General features: G+C 34.5%; 23 protein-coding genes and 1 tRNA gene. 5 read left to right on the forward strand and 19 right to left on the reverse strand.

Annotated elements, in window-relative coordinates:
• Window positions 1–58: 58 nt before the first annotated feature.
• Window positions 59–604, forward strand: coding sequence for a phosphodiesterase (gene yfcE / locus QTL86_RS08155; protein WP_127066436.1), 546 nt, complete (start codon window positions 59–61; stop codon window positions 602–604).
• Window positions 605–729: 125 nt separating this feature from the next.
• Window positions 730–1,470 (forward strand): peptidylprolyl isomerase, encoded by a 741-nt coding sequence (locus tag QTL86_RS08160; RefSeq protein WP_127066435.1) that lies wholly within the window; start codon window positions 730–732, stop codon window positions 1,468–1,470.
• A gap of 61 nt (window positions 1,471–1,531) precedes the next feature.
• Here QTL86_RS08160 and QTL86_RS08165 read toward each other — a convergent pair whose 3' ends face one another.
• From QTL86_RS08165 to QTL86_RS08210, 10 genes are all read right to left on the reverse strand, one after another.
• Window positions 1,532–2,191, reverse strand: a complete 660-nt coding sequence (locus QTL86_RS08165) for an HAD family hydrolase (protein ID WP_127066434.1) — start codon at window positions 2,189–2,191, stop codon at window positions 1,532–1,534.
• Between the two features lie 15 nt (window positions 2,192–2,206).
• A complete protein-coding gene (gene sfsA / locus QTL86_RS08170; protein ID WP_410496946.1) occupies window positions 2,207–2,920 on the reverse strand; it encodes a DNA/RNA nuclease SfsA in 714 nt (237 codons plus the stop codon).
• A gap of 27 nt (window positions 2,921–2,947) precedes the next feature.
• Entirely contained in the window at window positions 2,948–3,247 is a 300-nt protein-coding gene (locus QTL86_RS08175) for an AzlD domain-containing protein (protein WP_127066432.1), read from the reverse strand.
• Entirely contained in the window at window positions 3,223–3,951 is a 729-nt protein-coding gene (locus QTL86_RS08180; protein WP_013656921.1) for an AzlC family ABC transporter permease, read from the reverse strand. Before QTL86_RS08180 ends, QTL86_RS08175 begins: the two co-directional genes overlap by 25 nt.
• An 88-nt stretch (window positions 3,952–4,039) precedes the next feature.
• Complete coding sequence (gene hpt / locus QTL86_RS08185) at window positions 4,040–4,579, reverse strand: hypoxanthine phosphoribosyltransferase (RefSeq protein ID WP_127066431.1); 540 nt, start codon at window positions 4,577–4,579, stop codon at window positions 4,040–4,042.
• A gap of 171 nt (window positions 4,580–4,750) precedes the next feature.
• A complete protein-coding gene (locus QTL86_RS08190) occupies window positions 4,751–6,343 on the reverse strand; it encodes an NAD(P)/FAD-dependent oxidoreductase (RefSeq protein ID WP_127066430.1) in 1,593 nt (530 codons plus the stop codon).
• Entirely contained in the window at window positions 6,340–7,563 is a 1,224-nt protein-coding gene (locus tag QTL86_RS08195) for an NAD(P)/FAD-dependent oxidoreductase (protein WP_410496947.1), read from the reverse strand. The genes QTL86_RS08190 and QTL86_RS08195 overlap by 4 nt, the downstream gene beginning before the upstream one ends.
• A gap of 65 nt (window positions 7,564–7,628) precedes the next feature.
• The gene (locus QTL86_RS08200) at window positions 7,629–8,258 is read right to left on the reverse strand and encodes a hypothetical protein (RefSeq protein ID WP_013656917.1); all 630 of its coding nucleotides are present in this window, start codon (window positions 8,256–8,258) and stop codon (window positions 7,629–7,631) included.
• A 105-nt stretch (window positions 8,259–8,363) separates the two neighbouring features.
• Window positions 8,364–10,025, reverse strand: a complete 1,662-nt coding sequence (locus QTL86_RS08205) for a polysaccharide biosynthesis C-terminal domain-containing protein (protein WP_410496948.1) — start codon at window positions 10,023–10,025, stop codon at window positions 8,364–8,366.
• 113 nt (window positions 10,026–10,138) lie between these two features.
• Window positions 10,139–10,618, reverse strand: a complete 480-nt coding sequence (locus tag QTL86_RS08210) for a metal-dependent transcriptional regulator (RefSeq protein WP_410496949.1) — start codon at window positions 10,616–10,618, stop codon at window positions 10,139–10,141.
• A 141-nt stretch (window positions 10,619–10,759) separates the two neighbouring features.
• Here QTL86_RS08210 and QTL86_RS08215 point away from each other — a divergent pair, with 141 nt between their 5' ends.
• Entirely contained in the window at window positions 10,760–11,647 is an 888-nt protein-coding gene (locus QTL86_RS08215; protein ID WP_127066426.1) for a DegV family protein, read from the forward strand.
• A 50-nt stretch (window positions 11,648–11,697) separates the two neighbouring features.
• Here the strand turns inward: QTL86_RS08215 and QTL86_RS08220 are convergent, their stop codons facing one another.
• From QTL86_RS08220 to QTL86_RS08255, 8 genes are all read right to left on the reverse strand, one after another.
• Window positions 11,698–12,393: a hypothetical protein gene (locus tag QTL86_RS08220; protein WP_410496950.1), complete on the reverse strand. Its 696-nt coding sequence runs from the start codon at window positions 12,391–12,393 to the stop codon at window positions 11,698–11,700.
• Between the two features lie 103 nt (window positions 12,394–12,496).
• The gene (locus tag QTL86_RS08225) at window positions 12,497–13,354 is read right to left on the reverse strand and encodes an NAD(P)/FAD-dependent oxidoreductase (protein WP_013656912.1); all 858 of its coding nucleotides are present in this window, start codon (window positions 13,352–13,354) and stop codon (window positions 12,497–12,499) included.
• A gap of 80 nt (window positions 13,355–13,434) precedes the next feature.
• Entirely contained in the window at window positions 13,435–14,301 is an 867-nt protein-coding gene (sdaAA, locus tag QTL86_RS08230) for an L-serine ammonia-lyase, iron-sulfur-dependent, subunit alpha (protein ID WP_127066425.1), read from the reverse strand.
• A gap of 11 nt (window positions 14,302–14,312) precedes the next feature.
• A complete protein-coding gene (gene sdaAB / locus QTL86_RS08235; protein ID WP_410496951.1) occupies window positions 14,313–14,981 on the reverse strand; it encodes an L-serine ammonia-lyase, iron-sulfur-dependent subunit beta in 669 nt (222 codons plus the stop codon).
• A 137-nt stretch (window positions 14,982–15,118) separates the two neighbouring features.
• Complete coding sequence (locus QTL86_RS08240) at window positions 15,119–15,271, reverse strand: cyclic lactone autoinducer peptide (RefSeq protein WP_190283310.1); 153 nt, start codon at window positions 15,269–15,271, stop codon at window positions 15,119–15,121.
• On the reverse strand, window positions 15,247–15,852 hold the full coding sequence (locus QTL86_RS08245) for an accessory gene regulator B family protein (RefSeq protein WP_410496952.1): 606 nt from the start codon (window positions 15,850–15,852) through the stop codon (window positions 15,247–15,249). The genes QTL86_RS08240 and QTL86_RS08245 overlap by 25 nt, the downstream gene beginning before the upstream one ends.
• Window positions 15,853–15,937: 85 nt before the next feature.
• Complete coding sequence (locus QTL86_RS08250; RefSeq protein ID WP_127066421.1) at window positions 15,938–17,266, reverse strand: sensor histidine kinase; 1,329 nt, start codon at window positions 17,264–17,266, stop codon at window positions 15,938–15,940.
• Window positions 17,267–17,268: 2 nt separating this feature from the next.
• Window positions 17,269–17,988, reverse strand: coding sequence for a LytR/AlgR family response regulator transcription factor (locus QTL86_RS08255; RefSeq protein WP_410496953.1), 720 nt, complete (start codon window positions 17,986–17,988; stop codon window positions 17,269–17,271).
• Between the two features lie 163 nt (window positions 17,989–18,151).
• Between QTL86_RS08255 and QTL86_RS08260 the strand changes: the two genes are divergently transcribed.
• Complete coding sequence (locus tag QTL86_RS08260) at window positions 18,152–18,787, forward strand: lactate utilization protein (RefSeq protein WP_127066419.1); 636 nt, start codon at window positions 18,152–18,154, stop codon at window positions 18,785–18,787.
• Window positions 18,788–18,880: 93 nt separating this feature from the next.
• Window positions 18,881–18,953, forward strand: a tRNA-Thr gene (locus QTL86_RS08265).
• 443 nt (window positions 18,954–19,396) lie between these two features.
• On the opposite strand, the gene QTL86_RS08270 is transcribed toward QTL86_RS08265, so the two are convergent.
• Window positions 19,397–19,600 carry a hypothetical protein gene (locus QTL86_RS08270; protein WP_041713604.1) on the reverse strand — a complete coding sequence of 68 codons (204 nt, stop codon included), beginning with the start codon at window positions 19,598–19,600 and terminating at the stop codon, window positions 19,397–19,399.
• Between the last annotated feature and the right edge of the window lie 5 nt (window positions 19,601–19,605).

The raw sequence follows: 19,605 nt of genomic DNA on the forward strand, positions 1-19,605 counted from the left end.
TGTTTTAAGGAAATACGTTATACTATAATAAAATCATTACATTAGAAGGGAGCCTTGTATGCGTTATTTAATTTTATCTGATTTACATGGTAGCGAAACTTATTTAAGACCTATGCTTTCTTTATTTGAAGAACAAGGTTTTGATTTTCTCATTTTACTAGGAGATATTCTTTATCACGGTCCTCGTAATCCTCTTCCAGAAGGTCACAATCCTCAAGGTGTTGTAAATCTATTAAATACTTATAGCGATCGTATTATTGCTTGTCGTGGTAACTGTGATGCCGAGGTTGACCAAATGCTTTTAAATTTCCCTTGCTTAAGTGATTATAGCCTTATTGTAGATGAAGGCATTAAGCTCTTTGCAACTCATGGACACCGTTATACAGCTGAGAACTTTCCTAAATCTCCTGGCAAACAAGTTTTCCTCTATGGCCATACACACTTATGGGAACTTCGTGAAGAGGGAGACCTTGTCATTTGTAATCCTGGTTCTATTTCTCTTCCAAAAGAAAATAGACCTTCTACTTATGCCACTTATGAAAATGGTACCCTAAGTGTTTATGACTTTAGTCACTGTTTACTCGGTCGTTTATCTGTTAAATAAGCCATGCGCTCACCATTTACTTTTATACTTATTCATGATACTATCATAAAAGCAGAAGAAGCTACTTATGAGTGCTTTTACACGCTCATAAGTAGCTTCTTTATTTGATAAAAAGGAGATTTAAAATGGAAAATAAAGTACTTGCTGTTGTAGACGGCAGAGCAATCAAACAATCTGATCTTTATGACTTACTTCGTAGCATTGGACAAAATGCTATGCAGTTCCAAAGTGAAGAAGGTCAAAAACAATTAGTAGATGAACTTGTTATGCAAGAATTGCTATACTCAGATGCGATTAAACATGGCTTAGATAAGGAAGAAGAATTCACTGCTGCTCTTGAGCAAATGACTAAATCTTTACTTAAACAATATGCTATGGGTAAACTTCTTGAAAGCGTAACAGCTTCTGATGAAGAAGTAAAAGAATACTATGAAACACATCAAGGCCAATTCAAATCTGATGAAGCAGCTAAAGCTAACCACATTTTAGTAGCAACTTTAGAAGAAGCTGAAAAAGTAGCTGAAGAAATCAAAGCTGGGCTTCCTTTTGCAGAAGCTGCAAAAAAATATTCAACTTGTCCTTCTGCTTCACAAGGCGGTGCTTTAGGAGAATTTACTCGCGGTCGTATGGTACCTGAGTTTGAAACTGCTGCTTTCGCTATGTCACCAGGAGAAATCTCTGCTCCTGTTCAAACACAATTTGGTTATCACATCATCGAATTAGAGGCACTAACACCTGCTGGCCTTTCACCACTTGAAGCAGTGAAAGAACAAGTAAAAGAGCAATGTCTTTTAGCAAAACGTCAAGCACTTTATCTTGCAAAACGTCAAGAATTAGAAAGCCTTTATACTGTAGAAATGCAATAAACCTACTTACTAAAAAAAGCTGTTACAGCCCATCTTTTTGAGGCTTGTAACAGCTTTTTGACTATTTATATTCTCCTAAAATTTGAGTTTTGAGCATATGTGTATCTTTTGCCAAATAAGTAGCTCCAGCTTCTTTTAATTCTTTTTCATCCCTAAAGCCCCAAAGTACGCCAATAGCATCTACACCTGCATTTTCAGCTGTTTTTATATCTACATTAGAATCACCTACATAAATACACTCCGAAGGCGCTACCTTATAAGACTCTAATAATTGTATGACTCCTATAGGATTAGGTTTAGTAGGAATACCCTCTCTTTGTCCAATCACTTCTTGTACTAAATCTCCGAAAAAATGTTTTACAAGTTCCTTGGCATAAGCCTGTGCTTTATTAGTCAATACGCAGCAAGGAATCCCCTCTGCCTTAAGAGCTGTTAAAAGTTCTATAATTCCCTCATAGGGCCTAGTTTGATCTAAACTATGTTCTTTATAATAAGCATCAAAAACAGCCTTTACTTCTTTGACACATTCCTCTCCTCTATCTTCTATAGGAAGCGCACGTTCCACTAACTTATAAATCCCATTCCCTACAAATTGCTTATAATCCTTTTCTTCATGTAAAGGATAGTTAAAATGGGCTAGCGCCACATTGCATGCGCTCATCAAATCACCTATAGAATTAAGTAAGGTGCCATCTAAATCAAATATTGCTAAACGATACATATCCTTTTCTCCTTTTTATACTTCTTCTAGCTGAACTTGTACGCTATGATCAAGTTCTAAAGTATCTGGTGTAACCAGGCAATCATAAGCTAAGAGCCTCACACCTAACTTATCAGCTCTTTTTAGTGCCTCAGCGAAGGCCTTTTGTCTTTCTACATAAGGTTTAAAGTATAACACATCTTTCATTTGAATGACAAACACAACATAACACTCATATCCCTCTTGCTTTGCCTTGATTAGTTCTTCTACATGTCTTAGTCCTCTTTCTGTAGGCGCATCAGGAAACATCACATAACCATCTTGCTCCAAAGTAACGCCCTTGACTTCTACAAACCCTTTTTTCTCATAGGTTTCTACGTAGAAATCAAAACGAGATGCATCATAGGTTACTTCTCTTTTAATAAAGGTCAAACCTTCTTCCATACCAGGTAGCTTTAGCTTGCCACTGGCTAAAGCTTCTTCTACCACCTCATTAGGTGCCTGTGAGTCCATATTAATGAGACGATTGCCTTTTTCTACTGCAATTAATGAGTATTTTGTTTTACGTTTAGGATCCTTACTTTCTTGAAGATAGACGGTCACCCCTTTGATTAATAACTCAGCACATCGCCCTGTATTTTTTACATGTACTTTACATATTTCTTGGTTTACTTTGCATAAGGCAATAAAACGATTAGGACGTTCTATAAAAATGGCCTTGACTATGCCTTCATATTTCATTTCTTTCATTCCTTTACTTTCATTTCGTCATTTTATTTATAATAACACATTACATAAATAAACGGCTACCACACTCGCTAGAGCTACCAAAGTTAAACTTTTTTCAAAATATCCTAAAATAAGAGCCACTAACATCCCCACTGCCGCATGTAGGCTATACTCTGTACTATATAAGATATGCGGAAAAGTCATAGCTCCTAATACTGCATAAGGCACATAATGTAAGAAGGAACGAATATATAATGACTTAATAGGTTTTTGAAATAGCGTTACAGGTAACACACGAATGAAATAAGTAACGCCTGCCATAATTAAGATACTGATGATGATGTACATGAGTCTTCCTCCTCTTGAATGGGATACCAATAGGCGGCAAGTCCCGCTGCAACTAGTGTCACTATAATGACTGCAAAGCCTGGAGAAATACTGTTTAAACCTGGGATGTATTTTAAAATGCAACTACAGGCAACAGCTATTAAAATCGTTATTAAAATCGACTTGGTTCCCTTAGCTGCTGGAATAATTAAAGCAATAAACATCCCATACAAAGCTATACCTAGAGCATCTTGAAGTGCACTTGGTAAAAAACCGCTCATTACTGCACCCATCAACGTTCCTAAGCTCCATCCAACAAATGGCAAAGTAATCAATCCCCATAAAAAACTTGAGCAGATTGGCTCTTTTTCTAAAGCTGCCACTGCAAAAATTTCATCCGTCACCCCAAAACTCACTAGTAGCTTTTCAAATCTCTTGAAGTCTTTAGCAAATTTTTGCGATAAAGATAAGGACATCAAAAAATACCTGGCATTAATCATAAGCATTGTTAATGTCATCTCTATGTAAGAACCTCCAGCTGCTATTAAGCTCACACCAGCAAATTGACCTGCTGAAGTGAGATTGGTCATAGAAATAATAACAGCTGCTAAAGGCGATAAACCGCTCCCTACAGCTAACATCCCAAAGGCAATGGATACAGAAAAATAACCAAGGCCGATAGGCACTCCTAGTTCTAATCCCCTTTTAAATTGTTTTTTATTCATCTATTTCACCCCATTTATGAACTAAGTAAAAAGCACAATGAAGGCTAATTGCCTTATTGTGCTTATCTATCACCTGTTATTAGACACCTTATTTTTCGTAAACAGATCTTTTTAATATGCCTACATAAGGTAAATTACGATAACGCTCTGCATAATCAATACCATAACCTACAATAAATCCATCTGGTACTTCAAAACCTAAATAATCAATATTCACACTTTCCTTACGACGTGCAGGTTTATCTAATAAAGTACAAATCTTAACACTTGCAGGGTTTCTTGTTAATAAAATTTCTTTTAAATATTTTAAAGTTAAACCACTATCTACGATATCTTCGACAATGAGTAAATTTTCGCCTTCTACACTACCATCTAGGTCTTTAATAATTCTTACAACACCTGTTGATTCAGTAGCATTACCATAGCTAGAAACTGCCATAAAATCCATTTTTAATGGTAGGTTAATCTTTCTTACTAAATCACTAGTGAAAATATTAGAACCTTTTAATATGCTAATAACCGTTAGTGGTTTACCTGCATAATCATTTGTAATTTGCTCACCTAACTCTGTTAGTCGTGCATTTAACGCTTCTTCTGAATATAAAATTTCTTCAATATCTGCTCTCATGAGATGACTCCTTTAACGTAAAATCGAACTATATTTTTATTATAACACATAACGTTCAGATTTCAAATTTATAAATACAATTACCTTCATTTTAGGCCATTATTCTTTATAAAACAAGTAAAAAAGCTAAAAGCTTTGATTCACTTTTAGCTTTTGTTATCCTATTATGACTTATTCATTAATGCCAGCATATTTTTGAATAATAGCCTCTGCTACTTGAATGCCATCTACTGCTGCTGAAGTAATACCACCTGCATAGCCTGCTCCTTCTCCCGCTGGATAAAGGCCTTTTACATTACTTTCATAAGCCTCATTTCTTGGTAAACGGACTGGTGATGAACTTCTTGTCTCAAAGCCGGTAAATAATGCTTCTGGATGGTCAAAACCTTTTATTTTTTGTCCAAAGACCTTCATAGCTTCATCTATAGCACTTGTTATAAAGTCAGGTAAAGCAGCTCTCATATTCGTCAGTTTCACACCTGGTGTATACGTCGGTTTCACTATCCCAATTTGTGTACTTGCTTGGTTATTAAGAAAATCTCCAAGAAGCTGCACAGGTGCCTTGTAATCTCCTCCTCCTAGATGAAAAGCCAATTCTTCTAACTCACGCTGTAAGTGCATTCCTGCCAGAGGATCATCACTACCATAATCTTTAGGACCTACATTTACCAAAATAGCACTATTAGCATTCTTACCATCACGGCTATGTTCACTCATGCCATTGGTTACCACTCGCCCTTCTTCTGAAGCTGAAGCAATAACATAACCACCTGGGCACATACAAAAGCTGTAAGCGGTACGTCCATTTTCACAATGATGAACGAGTTTGTATTCAGCTGCTCCCAGTTTTTCATGATTCTTATTTTCTTTTCCAAATTGTGCTTCATTAATCCATTCTTGCAAATGCTCTATGCGCATACCCATAGAGAATGGCTTCTGCTCCATGTGAATTTGACGATTATTGAGCATTGTAAAAGTATCTCTTGCACTATGTCCAATAGCCAAAATACAAATCTGTGTTTCTAGACGTTCTTTATCATTAATAATCACAGCCTTAACTTCACCGTGCTCATATTCAATATCCGTTACTTGACTTTCAAAACGGTATTCACCACCCAGTTCTATAATTGTCTCACGTATATTTTTAACTACATCTCTTAAAATATCGGTTCCAACATGAGGTTTATTCTTATAAAGAATATTATCTGGTGCACCGGCTTTCACCATTTCCTCTAATACTTTATGACAACGCTTATTTTTAATTTGTGTCGTTAATTTACCATCTGAAAAAGTACCTGCGCCACCTTCTCCAAATTGTACATTAGAAGTAGGATCGAAGCTACCTGTCTGCCAAAAGTGCTCTACATCCTCTACACGCGCATCTACAGCTTTACCACGTTCTAACACAATAGGTTTAAACCCTTCTTGCGCTAAAATAAGTGCTGCAAATAATCCACAAGGACCACTTCCTACTATAACAGGTCTATGCTTTAACCATTGATTCCCTTTGATAGGGCAAACATAAGCCATAGACTCCCACTTAAGCTCTGGCATCTTGGCTAATAGCTGCTTATCCTTAGTAGTAGCTACATCTACAGTATACACTAGCTTAATATCCCTTTTTTTCCTAGCATCAATTGCTTCTTTAAAAATACGATACTCTAAAATATCAGATGTTTTTATTTTTAATTTTTTAGCAATCTTCTCTGGAAGTAGCGATAGCTCTTCATTCAAATTTAATTTGATATCTTGTACTCTAATCATGCCTTTACTCCATTTCTACTTACACTTTCTCCTGCAATGAAACCTGTTGACCAAGCCCATTGCAGATTATATCCACCACAATCCCCATCTACATCTAATACTTCTCCAGTAATATATAAATCTTTAGCTTTTAAAGAGCCCATGGTACTTAAATCCACTTCATCTATTTTAACGCCTCCTGCAGTGACTTGAGCATATTTATAACCCCGCGTTCCTTCTACAGGAAAAGTAAAACCCTTTAGAGTAGTAGCAATACGCGCTATCTCATCATATTCTAAGTTCTCACACGGTCTTCCTATTTGTACAATAGTAGCTGCTTTTAGCACAGGTACGATGATGCGTTTATGCAGTAAACCAATAAAAAGCTCTTCTATTGAACGTTCAGGATGCCTTGCAATACGCTCATATAATAAGCTTATCATTTCATCATAACTGATGTCTTTAAAAAGGTCTATGACCACTTTGGCTGATTGCTTCTCTAACTTTGCTCTTGAAGCAATACGACTTAACTGGAAAATAGGAGGCCCTGATAATCCATCCTCTGTAAAAAGAACTTCTCCATAATCCTCTCTCATAACCTTGCCTTCTACTTCTATTTTAACATCTGCTTTTACCTTAGTCCCCATCATCATCTTACAATACGGCGATGATGACAGCATATGAACTAATATAGGAAAGGTAGGTGTAATCTGATGCCCTAGACGTTTTAACAAGTTATATCCTGTGCCGTCACAGCCTAAACTTGCATTTGCCATTCCTCCTGTTGCTACAATAACTTTTTTACTAGCATAAGTTTGTCCTTGTTCACCTACAATCTGCCATCCATCTTTTTTATAAAATAAATCTGTTACCTTTACATCTGTTAAAATCTCTACTTGTAAGCGCTCAGCTTCCATGCGAAGGACATCCAAAACACTTGTTGCTTGCTCAGAGCAAGGATAAACTTTTTGTCCTTCTACTAAAAATGCGATGCCTAATTCTTCAAAAAAAGTCTTTGTTTCTTCATATCCAAAGCGTTCAATAGGTCCCATAATAGGATACACTTCACTACTAGTATGATAGCAGTTTGCTTTTAGCTGGGTATTGGTTATGTTGCATCTCCCATTTCCCGTCACAAGTATTTTTTTACCTACACGACTTAACCTTTCTAATAAGCAAACCTTAGCGCCTCTTCTGGCTGCTACAATAGCAGCCACTAATCCTGACGCCCCCCCCTCCAATAATAACGACTTCTTTCACTCTATATCCTCCTTCATACAGCGAATAAGACTGCCCGTAGGCAGCCTTATTCACCAACATAATCTTGTAATATTCTTTGGAGTACACTTGCATCTTTTAAAAGTGCCTCTTTTTGCATGGTTGTAATAGTAATACTTTCTTTTAAAAGTAAGCTATAAAGATAGCTAGAAAAGTCTGTTGCCTTACGTGCAATATGACCCACTACTACTCCTGTTACCACTTCTTTAATACAAATCTCATCGCCTTCTACACCTAACGCATAACTTCTAGCTTCACTTGTTTGCTTGAATGCTAATGAATCCAAATCGGCTGTTTTTAAAAGCTTAACCTCATCCTCGTTAAAAGTTTCAATACTACAATCTTTAAAACGCTCTTTTAACTCCTGTTCGGTAAGTCCTAATAGGCTCGTTGCATTTAACGTCACACTTTCCATCTTTTCTTGATCATTTGTTTGTAAACAAAGAAGTATTTTGGTGCTAGGCAAAATTCTTGTGATTTGCAATTGATTACTTGATAACGTCTTAGAAACATTTTGTTGTTCTAATACTACTTGTCCTGCCATAGGAGCTACTACTTTATTTCTTCCCATTACAATGAAATAAGCAGCTATAAAAAGGATAAAAAACGCTATGGCAGCTACTAATAACGTTATCCAATATTGTTTTTTCTCTAACATAATGGCACTTCCTTTATCTTTGATAAGTATGAACTTATTGAGATTATGTGTAAATTTTTAATTTTTATACATTTAGGAAGTGTTTTTAATATAAATTTTTAATTTTTATGCTCTTTCAAGAAATGCAACTACTTTTTTACCACCCGGGAAAGATAATAGGTCAGACCTTGAAATCGTATGAGTTGCAAGGCCTACAAGGAAGTAAATAATAGCAGCTATAGGTATTACCACTAAAATGCTTAACTTAACTGAAACACCTATGAAGATTAGAAGTGCATAAATAGCATAACTGATGATTCCCATTACCCCTGCACAAATCATAGGTTTAAGTAAAAGTTTTTTCCAATTAAATTTAATATGAAGATGCTTACATAAGTAACGTATATTTAAAATCGCATAAATGACATAACATAAAGTTGTACTATGAATAAAGCCATAAATATTAAGCGCCGGAATAGAGAGTGCGATTAAATTCATAGCCACCTTAATAGCACAAGCTATAACGGCATTAATGGTAGGAATGCTTTGCTTACTCATTCCTTGTAATACACCCGCACTTAATTGTGCTAGTGCCATTCCTAAAATCCCAATAGCCCCTGCTGAAAGTACCTCTGCACCCTTGGCATCGCCTACTACTAATGTGAGAATAGGGTCAGCAAATATGAGAAAGGCTACAGCAGAAGGTGCTGCAATCAGCAAACCTACCTTAAAAATCAGCTTTGTTTTCTTACGAATATCTTTATATAAACCTGCTGCCATAGCTGCTGCTATAGCTGGTACTGTGGCTAATCCTAATTGTAAAATCAAACTCACAGGAATATTCATAAAGGTCATATATTGAAATGAAAGATAACTACTTAAATGATTTACAACTGTATCTGTTTTCAAATTGGCTGCATCCATTACAGGTACTAAGTTTAATAAACCCTGTTCTCTTAGTATATCTATATTTCTTGGCAATACCTTAGAAATCATAGATTGGTCAATAGATGTCATAATAGAGAAAACCGAAGCACTAATAATAACAGGAATCATCATATTTAAAATCTGTTTTAAGATTGTCCCTGTGCTTTGATATTCATATTCAGTACTATGTGCTAGTTCCTTCTTAATTCTAGGTCTTTTGAGAAAATATAAGGTGAGCAGTACAATAAGCCCTGCTATAGCTCCCATTCCCGTTCCTAAAGCACTTCCAGTGGCACCCCATACAAGAGACTGTGTTGTATTTAAAAAACTATAAGCTAAAACAACACTAAAAATAACATTAATGATCTGCTCAATCACTTGTGAACTAGCAGTAGGCACCATATCTCCCATACCTTGAAAATACCCTCTAAGTACCCCCAGACTAGTTGCAATAATAACAGTAGGTGCCAATGCCTTAATAGGTAGTGCTACATCTTGAGTTGGATAAAATGTATTTGAAATAAAGTCTGCACTACACCATAAAACAATTGCCATCACACAGGCTACCCCTAGGGCATAAATCATAGCTAGATGATATACCCTCTGTGCTTCTTTATAAGCGCCTGCTGCACGTCTTTCTGCAATAAGCTTTGACAAAGCTCCCGGAATAGCCATAGCCGTTAAAGTTAAGATAACGACATATATCCCATAAGCCACACCATAAATTGAATTACCTTCATCTGTTAAAATATTTCTAATAGGGATACGATAAACCATACCTATAATACGGCTTACTAATACGCCTATACTTAAAATCATTGCCCCCTTCATGAGGCTTTGTTTGTTTGTTGTACTTTCCATAGTCTTCCTCTGTGTTTTATTTTAAATCATGTCCTTTTTTCGCCTGATTAAACCTATTTTAGCATATTTTTTTACTGAATACATCTTTTCATAGAAAAAAGCCATAGGAAATCCTATAGCTTTTTTTCTCCATTAGGCAAGGGTGGTAATAACGTATGCTTAGGTGTCATTTTTAAAAGAAGTGAAAAACGCTCAGCAATCTCTGGGTATTGCCTATTAAAAATCACAAATTTTTCTATTTGCTCTAAGCTTTCGTAGGATAAATACTGACTCATAGATTCCTTTTCCGTACTAAAATTCTTTTCAATATGCAAGAAACCTAAGAATTCATCGATAAGCGCATCTCTAGCCATTAAATACTCCGCTGTACTCTTCCCTTGCTCTGTTAATTTTAAGGGTTGGTAAGGTGAGTATATGATATGTTTTTGATAGTGCATGCGCTGAAGGGCTTGTATTGTTTTTTGTAAAGGTTGGTTGATTTGCTTAGCAAGATCACTAATCTTTAGTTCCCTATCACTTTCAAGCATTTGATACATGCAAACTAAGCACTTTTCTAAGCTAGATGAAAGCATGGTATCCCTCCATATAAACATCACTACAATAAATATATGCAAGAGTTCACACTCACATGCACTATTTCCTATTATGGTAGAAGTTTCAATTATGAATTGACAGAGTGAGTTAGTGCATATTAGAATTGATAAGAGGTTATCTTAAATAAAGGAGGTGAATTTATGCCTAAAATCGTACTATTAAGTGATACTTCTTGTGATTTACCTGAATCTATACTCAGTAAGTACAACATCGAAACTATTCCTTTTTATGTTTCTTTTGATACAGAAACTTATTTTAAGGAAATAGAAGAATTATCATTAAAAACGTTTTATCAAAGACTAAGAGATGAGAAAATCTTCCCTAAAACTTCTTTGCCATCAATCAATGATTATTATGAACGTTTTAAGCCCCATATTGAGGCTGGAAATAGTGTCATCTGTGTGTGTTTATCAGGCCATTTTAGTGGTTCTTATAACGCCGCAGTTAATGCTCGTGAACTTATTTTAGAAAATTATCCTAATGCGCAAATTGAAATTATTAATTCTCTTAATGCAACTGGTGGCCAAGGTGTTCTTGTTCAAGAAATTGGACGTATGATTGCAGATGGACTTGCTTTTAAGCAAATTGTCCAAGTAGCAACTAAGCTTAGGGAAAGTGCAAGAATCTTTTTCTTTGTTGAGACGCTAGACTATCTTGAAAACGGAGGTCGTATCGGAAAAGCTGCTGCTCTTCTAGGTACGATGCTTAATGTTAAGCCGCTTATTTATTTACAAGATGGCTTACTTTTCCCAGCTGGTAAGGTACGTGGTACTAAAAAAGCTATTGCGAAAGTCCTTGAAATGACTAAAGACTATATTGAAGGACACCCTTCAGATTATCACTATCTTTTTGCTCATGCTGATAATGAGGAGTATGCACAAGTACTACGGGATGAATTAGCAAAATCATTAGACCTATCGTTAAATGAAGACTTTGCTTTTATTGGAACAACTATTGGCGTTAATACAGGTCCTGATGTAGCCGGTATTTGTTTAATAAAAAAATACGAAACGTTACTCGATGCCTAATAAAAAGCAACTTCCATGTTTATGGAAGTTGCTTTTTATTAGGCTCTGTTCTATGCATTACTAATGCCTTTAATATCTTTGATAGGCTTACTCAATATGTAATATACTGCAAAAAATCCAAAAGCCTCACTTAAGGTAAATGGTGGGATAGTCCAAATTCTGTCTACATAGTAACTTAAACCATCAATAGTAAGTGCCAGTTGTGCCAAAATAATAATAGCTAATTGAACCCTCATTTGTACATTCTTATATCTCCAGATACCTATTAAACAAAGTATTAAAATAACGCCTACAAAGCAGCCTTGAACAATACTTAAGTACATTGGAAATTGCCCTGTTAACATTAGCTCATAACCTATCTTCTCACTCTTTACAATACGTGTAGGTTGTTTGAGTATCATATATAAATAAAATAAAGCACACGGTAAAAAGCCTAGTAAAACATAAGGATACTTTATTCTTTCTCGGTACAAAGGTGTTGCATACCATACAGCTGAAAGTGTCGTTCCTGTAAGTCCTATACTTGTTGCAAAGTAGAAATATCTTAATGCTACTAGTTGATTATAGCTGGGTGTATCCCCATAAACAACTAAAGTTATATACCTTGTTGCTGAATAGATAAATAAAAAGATACACACTAAACGTAGTAACATAAAAGGATTATTTCCTATTACTTTTAAATTTAAAAACAAACTATATAGAGCAATTAAACATAGGATGATCAAAATGGCATAACTACTACTCATCCCCCCACCTCCTCCTTATAATTTATGGAGGTTTTCTCATTTTTAGAACAAGCACTCTCATAAAATAAAAGATGGTGCTCATTTCTTAACACCATCTTTTGCTTTATGCTTTTGCAAGCGTATTTAAATAGCTTACTGCTTGAAGTACCGCAGTACTTCCTTCTCCTACTGCTTTTGCAACTTGAAATGGTTTTCCTGTACAATCTCCTGCTGCATAAACACCTGGTAAATTTGTCTCCATCATACGATTGACACGTATGGATTTATTATCTAGCTCTAAACCGCTTAATAATTTAGTGGTAGGAATATTATCTTTAATAATAAAGACACCGCTGACATCTAAGCTTCCTTCTGCTAGATCAAGTCCCTTTACTACTTGCTCTCCAAAAATACGTTTAGGTCTAGCTTTAAGCACCTCTATACGTCCATCTAAATGACTAATTTCTTTATAAAGTGGAATATAGTAAACTTGCTCACATACTTCTGCTAGATAATTAGCATCCTCTTCTGCATGAATAGAATCACCAATTACAACAACTGCCTTTCCTCTATAAAGTGGGCCATCACAGGTTGCACAATAACTTACACCTCTACCCAGAAATTCATTTTCACCTTCTAAAACAGCTGTCTTCGTTAAACCATTGGCTAAAATAACTGTTTTAGCTTCAATGAATTCATTTTCTACATTTAAAGTATAATAATTACCCATTTGAAAAATCTCAATGACCTTTTTATTTTCAATTTCTACACCTAAGTCTTTTGCATGACTCGTAAATGTTTCCATCATTTCTTTACCAGATACGCCTAGCATCCCTATATAATTATCAACTCGTTCAGCTTTATATATATAGCTAGTAGATGGTGGATTACCAAATACTTTTACTTTTTTATTACGAATAACCCCTGTGATAGCTGCAGAAAGTCCTGCTGGGCCAGCACCAATAATGGCTATATCTAACATGCCTTTACCTCCATTCTTATCTCTGCACACTTGATAGTGCTACTTTAATTATATTATGAATCTCATTACTTTGTCATCCTTTATTCAAATATTCCTTTACAAAGCTGACAAGCTGTTGGTGTGCTGGCTACTCCTCCCAGTGCTGTTTCTCTTAATTCACTGGGCATACTATGACCTACACGATACATAGCTTCTACCGTCTCATCAAAAGGAATCAAATGTGAAATACCACATAATGTCATTTCTGCACTTATTAAAGCATTGGCGACGCCCATAGCATTACGCTTTTGACAAGGTGCTTCTACAAGCCCTGCAATAGGATCACAAACAAGTCCTATAATATTGGTTAAAGCTGTGGAAGCTGCATCTAAACATTGTTTAGGTGTACCACCTCTTAACTCACATACAGCAGAAGCTGCCATAGCTGATGCTGCACCTACTTCAGCTTGGCAACCACCTTCTGCCCCTGATACAGTTGCATTGCGTGTAATTAAATAACCTACTGCCCCTGCATTAAATAATGCTTTTACCACTTGTTCTTCACTTAAATGAAAAGCTTCTTGAATGGCAATTAAAGCACCTGGAATAACACCTGAAGAACCTGCTGTAGGTGCTGCCACAATAAGCCCCATAGAGCTATTGACCTCTAATACACCTACTGCATAGCTAATGGCTTTACGCATTAAATCACCACATACAGAAGACTCCTCTTTGAAAAAGAGCTTTTTACTTTCTCCACCTATTAAGCCACCCATAGAAACAAGTTCTTCTGTCAAGGCACGCTTTACGGCTTTTTTCATGATATCATAAGCATGTGCCATTTGCCCTAATACTTTAGTTTCGTTGTGGTGAAATAGTTCCATTTCTCTTTCTAGCATAGCTTCTGACAAAGTATAATTTTTTTCTTCACATAATGCAAGTAATTCTTTACTATTTATAAAATTCATAAGCTGCTCCTCTATAAGTTAATCTTTTTAGCATATTGTACAGCTGAATTTTCCATAATCGCTGCTAAAACTTCATCACAAATCAGTTGATCTGTTTCAATAATGGTAGAGGCTACTTCTCCTTTTGCTTGACGATAAGACCTCATATAAGCAATATTAATTTGCCATTCACTTAAACACTGTGTAATATGCGCTACAACACCTGTCCTATCTTCATGATTAATAAATAAAGTTTCATATTCTCCATCAAAGAAAACTTCCATACCATTAACCTTATCAATACTAATGGCACCACCACCTATAGAAGATCCTACTATACTAAAAGGGCGCCCCTTTTCATCTTCTACTATAATTTCTACTGTGTTGGGGTGTTTAATATGTTCATCATTACTAGTTTCGAAAATATAATGAAGCCCTGCTTCCTTGGCATAAGAAAAGGCTTCTTTTATACGTTCATCTTCTTGTCCCATTCCTAATAGTCCAGCCACTAAGGCTCTATCTGTCCCATGTCCTCTATAGGTTTTAGCAAAAGAACCATATAAAACGAAGGTTACCTTAGAAATGATTTCAGGTGCTAGCTTATAAGCTACTCTTGCTATTTTAAGAGCGCCGGCCGTATGTGAACTAGATGGACCAATCATATTAGGCCCGATAATGTCAAATACACTTAATTCTTTCATCTGTCATCCTCTTTATTGTAAAATTTTAACTTCTCTATTATACCTAAACAGCTTTTTAAGGTCAAAAAAAAGATGTCTTCTATAGAATCAGTTTCTACATGAAAACATCTTTTTATGAGTTTGTTTTTCATTATGTATTATTTGTTATTTTTACCGAATTTCGCTTCTTTTAGTGCTTTTGGCATTTCTGGTTCAAAGAAAATGAAAACTGATTTAGAACCACTTGCACCTTCTACTGCTTTTTCTGCTGCTTTTGCAATTCCTTTTAACATTGTCTTTCTAATTTCCATTTGAAATACCTCCTTTGAATTTGTGTAATAAGAAGTGAAATCATAACGATGACCTGGCTCCAAACTATTACTAACCATATATCAACTTTCCCTAGATTAAATAAAATACCTACTAGGCTCACGAAACCGTACAATATAAAGAAAAATCTTGCTCTTTTTTTTCTAAGCACCATTTCCTCTTGTGTTTTAGGGTTTTTATCACTATTTAGAGAACCAGTGACCAGATTATACATCATTGCTATTACACCTATTACTGCCAACAACATCGTATCTTGCAAGATTTTATTTGAGACCAAATACATCACTGCGCAATATGACATACATGATAACAAATAACATTGCCAATACCGATTAGCATGATAACCCCCTGTATAATGACGCATACTAGCTAGTATCAGAAGAAATACTATAGTTAAACCTATTTTCCCCAAAAGAAACCCTAAAACTACTATTGTACTTGTTGTGATGATTGTCATTAAGGTTAAATAAATGCCATAATCATATATAGGTTGGTCTTCTTTTTTGATAATTTGAGCAAAAACCAACCGATTCGATATATGATGACATACAGTCTGTAGCATTCTCCTCACCTCTGCTTTTATTATAACACTATTTTTCAAAAAATGTATAAATTGGCGCGAATAGTATATTTTTTGGCGCGAATAGTTAAAGTAAAACATTTTTAATCATTATTGATAATAAAAACTGATTATTTTCATACTTCCATTCCAAATTTCCACCATATTTTTCTACAATTGTGCGCATACTCAGCATTCCAATACCATGTCTTGATTTATCTTTTTTTGTTGTTATTAATTGTTTATTATCCATTGCTTCTTTTTTTACACTATTACTTACATCAATTAATAAATACTCTTTATGCATTTTTAAAGATAAGCTTGCTTTTCTTTTTTCTTTATCTTCTATTTGACGACAGGCTTCTATGGCATTATCTAAGCTATTACATAAAAGGGCACACAAATCCATTTGATTAATATTTAACTCCTCATCTAATCCACCACTTACTATCAGGTCTATATTCTGAGCTTTTGCTAGCATGAATTTTTGATTAATAACAACATCTGCCATTTCATTTCCTGTTTTAATTCCCATATAGGTAGTTTGGCAACTAGCATTCATATTTTTAATATAGGCTCTAGCCTTCTCTATATTACCCATTTGCAAAAGCATATCAATGCAGCTCATATGATTATTAAAATCATGCCATATTTTACGTACTTCCTTATTCATTTCGTCCTTTTCTAGGGTAGCTTTTATAAGGACTTCATTTTGATATTGAACGACCTCATATTCTTTTTCTTTATTAATCCAATCACTTAACTTTTGTACTGTATAATAAATAATAATATTATCTAAAAAAATCCCTACTGCAGTTAGTGTAATAAATAAGTTAATGGAACCAGATATACTTCCTAATACCTTAAAAAAAACTACTGATAAAAAGTAAATACTAATTAAAGATATAAAAAAACCACATCCCATTAGTCCTCTTACTTGAGGCGTTAATTGATAAAGTTTATTTTTCTCTAGCTCTATAAATATTTTTACTATTCCAATTAATAGTAGCTTACTTATAAGCCCTAATTGAATATAAAAGTAAGTTGTTTGATAATCCATTAACTGATTAACTATTGGATTATTTCCCCCAAATACAGTAATTACAAGTAAATCTAATAAATAAAGAATAACTAAATAAAATATTGTAAATATAGCTTCTTCTAAAATATCTTTTTTAAAGGCATAGTGTGCAATACAAAGCAAAATTACTATATGAATGATTAGCACTAAAGGCCATGACACCCCTAATGGTTTTGTAATATATACTCCTATACCACCGATTATATACATCATCCATCGTTTATTGACAGGATGATTTTGTGTTTTTCCGAATCTTGCAGACATAAAACCGTAGTACATAACCACCTCAATAAATCCCATCATATAATCTATTAAACTAAAAATAATCTTTTCCATTCTTACTCCCCCTGCCTAATATGGTTTTTATATGCAGAAAAAACCTGTTGCATTCTATATCTACTCATAACTAGTAATTCATTATTATCTAAAATAACCTTCTGTTCCTCTATAGTCTTTATATAACCTAGATTAACCATGCAACCCCTATGAATTTTCGTAAAACTCTTATTTTCAAATTGCTCCTCAACATCCTTCATACGCCGTATCGTTGTTTTATAACACGCTTGAATTGTATGTACTTCAACATGACGGTTGACACACAGAAAATACATGATATCCTTAACTAATAATTTAATCCATCCTTCCTCTGTTTTGATTATATAGCATTCTGTCTGCGCTCTCATCTTTTTTAAAGCACTCTGAATGCACTCTTCGATTTCCTCTTTAAAATGACTTTTACGTACATATCTGAATGCACCAACTTTAAAGCTTTCAAAAACCCGTGTCGTTATCCCTGTTAAAAATACAATTAATAGCTCCTGATTAATCTCTCTTATTAATCTTGCAACTTCTATTCCATCTTTTCCAGGCATATCTATATCTAAAATGACTATATCAAAAAAATAAGGCACTTCATTGAATACCTTTATAAAAGCTTCACTACACGAAAATTGATGAACTTTAATATCTACATTCAATACTGATAGATAATACTCAATATATAGCGTGGCAGATTCTAAGAAATCCTTATTATCATCACATATTATTAAGTTAATCATCTAATCACCCCATTTAATTCTATACAATTTTTGTATTATTTTCAACATTTTTAATTCATATTTTATTCATATTTGACACATTACAACATCGACTATGTTTACATGTGGCTATATAACTATGTTATAATAAAATAAACTGTAACTATTTTTAGGAGGTTAAAATATGACCATCACTTCACTTTATTATGAACGTACCGCTGAAACACTTATAAAGAATTTACAAAAGCGCCATATAGAAGGCCATTATGTATCGTCTAAGGAAGAAGCCATTCAAAAAGCATTTTCTCTTTTAAAAAATAGTGAACTTATTTCTTGGGGTGGCTCTATGACATTGGCTGAAATAGGTCTTATTCCTGCTCTAGAAGCAGCAGGATGTTATACCCTATTAGACCGTTCCAAGGTGCCTAATGAGCAAGTAGAAGAACTCTATCATCGTGCTTTTTTTGCTGATACCTATTTTATGAGTACAAATGCCATCACTCTTGAGGGTGAACTTATCAATATTGATGGTACTGGTAATCGTGTTGCCTCACTTATTTATGGACCTAAACAAGTCATTATTATTGCCGGCATGAATAAAGTAGCTAGAAATCAAACAGAAGCTCTTTCTCGTATACATAATGCAGCTTGTCCTCAGAACGCTATTCGCCTTAGTAAAAACACACCTTGTGCTTTAACTGGTGTTTGTCAAGATTGTTTAAGTCCAGATTGTATTTGTATGCAAACGGTTATTACACGTAATAGTAAACCAGCCGGTCGTATTAAAGTCATTCTAGTAGGTGAAAATCTAGGTTATTAAGTAACCCTTAAATAGCCATTTTTTCTAGAGGTAAATGTTGACAAACGTCATCCTACATGCTATTATAATAAAGCGCTTAACAAAGAGCGCTCTGCTCTCATGGCTCAGGCGGTAGAGCGTCACCTTGGTAAGGTGGAGGCCACGGGTTCAAGTCCCGTTGAGAGCTTTACTATTCAAAGGATACAAGTTATTACTTGTATCCTTTTTTGTCAGTCAATAAATATTTATGTTTATCGACGTATAATATCAGTATTTTTTAATAAGAGGTACCATTGACTCTATTTGTTATAAATTCTTACTTTATAAATTTTTCAGACTTATAATTTATTTTTATAAGAAAATACATTTAATATTAAAATGATTCATATTATTATGTATATATATAAGTTATTAAGGAGTATAGCGTAATGATATTAAAAATTTTTAAGAAATACGAATTTCCTCTTATGTACATTGTATTTATAACTACTATATATATTACTTACAGGTTATTAAACGTAGCCATTTAACCAGTTATATACTTAAATGAATGCCCAGTTACTAGCTTTATAAAAAAGGGTATAAACATTAAAAATAAATGTTTATACCCTTTTTTGTGACTCTTTTTAGTTATTGAAGACTTTTATTGAATTCAAAAATATTTTCTATTTCATTATCTGTCTCGTCATAACATTTCACATCCGCTCCTGCAATGTATCCAATGGAATCACGGTCCAAAACTGTAGCTCTTATTTTAAGTAAGTCCTCCTCACTCATGGGTAAATCAACTACCTTTGTTTCTTGATCTCTAGTACAGACCATCTTAACTTTCATTTTAC

It is taken from the genome of Cellulosilyticum sp. ST5, assembly GCF_046529625.1.
Taxonomy (GTDB): Bacteria; Bacillota; Clostridia; order Lachnospirales; family Cellulosilyticaceae; genus Cellulosilyticum; species Cellulosilyticum lentocellum.

Coding starts and splice junctions, on each gene's coding strand:
- yfcE (WP_127066436.1), top strand. CDS start 59: ATGCGTTATTTAATTTTATCTGATTTACATGGTAGCGAAACTTATTTA.
- QTL86_RS08160 (WP_127066435.1), top strand. CDS start 730: ATGGAAAATAAAGTACTTGCTGTTGTAGACGGCAGAGCAATCAAACAA.
- QTL86_RS08165 (WP_127066434.1), bottom strand. CDS start 2,191: ATGTATCGTTTAGCAATATTTGATTTAGATGGCACCTTACTTAATTCT.
- sfsA (WP_410496946.1), bottom strand. CDS start 2,920: ATGAAAGAAATGAAATATGAAGGCATAGTCAAGGCCATTTTTATAGAA.
- QTL86_RS08175 (WP_127066432.1), bottom strand. CDS start 3,247: ATGTACATCATCATCAGTATCTTAATTATGGCAGGCGTTACTTATTTC.
- QTL86_RS08180 (WP_013656921.1), bottom strand. CDS start 3,951: ATGAATAAAAAACAATTTAAAAGGGGATTAGAACTAGGAGTGCCTATC.
- hpt (WP_127066431.1), bottom strand. CDS start 4,579: ATGAGAGCAGATATTGAAGAAATTTTATATTCAGAAGAAGCGTTAAAT.
- QTL86_RS08190 (WP_127066430.1), bottom strand. CDS start 6,343: ATGATTAGAGTACAAGATATCAAATTAAATTTGAATGAAGAGCTATCG.
- QTL86_RS08200 (WP_013656917.1), bottom strand. CDS start 8,258: ATGTTAGAGAAAAAACAATATTGGATAACGTTATTAGTAGCTGCCATA.
- QTL86_RS08205 (WP_410496948.1), bottom strand. CDS start 10,025: ATGGAAAGTACAACAAACAAACAAAGCCTCATGAAGGGGGCAATGATT.
- QTL86_RS08210 (WP_410496949.1), bottom strand. CDS start 10,618: ATGTTTATATGGAGGGATACCATGCTTTCATCTAGCTTAGAAAAGTGC.
- QTL86_RS08215 (WP_127066426.1), top strand. CDS start 10,760: ATGCCTAAAATCGTACTATTAAGTGATACTTCTTGTGATTTACCTGAA.
- QTL86_RS08220 (WP_410496950.1), bottom strand. CDS start 12,393: ATGAGTAGTAGTTATGCCATTTTGATCATCCTATGTTTAATTGCTCTA.
- QTL86_RS08225 (WP_013656912.1), bottom strand. CDS start 13,354: ATGTTAGATATAGCCATTATTGGTGCTGGCCCAGCAGGACTTTCTGCA.
- sdaAA (WP_127066425.1), bottom strand. CDS start 14,301: ATGAATTTTATAAATAGTAAAGAATTACTTGCATTATGTGAAGAAAAA.
- sdaAB (WP_410496951.1), bottom strand. CDS start 14,981: ATGAAAGAATTAAGTGTATTTGACATTATCGGGCCTAATATGATTGGT.
- QTL86_RS08240 (WP_190283310.1), bottom strand. CDS start 15,271: ATGGAAATTAGAAAGACAATGTTAAAAGGAATTGCAAAAGCAGCAGAA.
- QTL86_RS08245 (WP_410496952.1), bottom strand. CDS start 15,852: ATGCTACAGACTGTATGTCATCATATATCGAATCGGTTGGTTTTTGCT.
- QTL86_RS08250 (WP_127066421.1), bottom strand. CDS start 17,266: ATGGAAAAGATTATTTTTAGTTTAATAGATTATATGATGGGATTTATT.
- QTL86_RS08255 (WP_410496953.1), bottom strand. CDS start 17,988: ATGATTAACTTAATAATATGTGATGATAATAAGGATTTCTTAGAATCT.
- QTL86_RS08260 (WP_127066419.1), top strand. CDS start 18,152: ATGACCATCACTTCACTTTATTATGAACGTACCGCTGAAACACTTATA.
- QTL86_RS08270 (WP_041713604.1), bottom strand. CDS start 19,600: ATGAAAGTTAAGATGGTCTGTACTAGAGATCAAGAAACAAAGGTAGTT.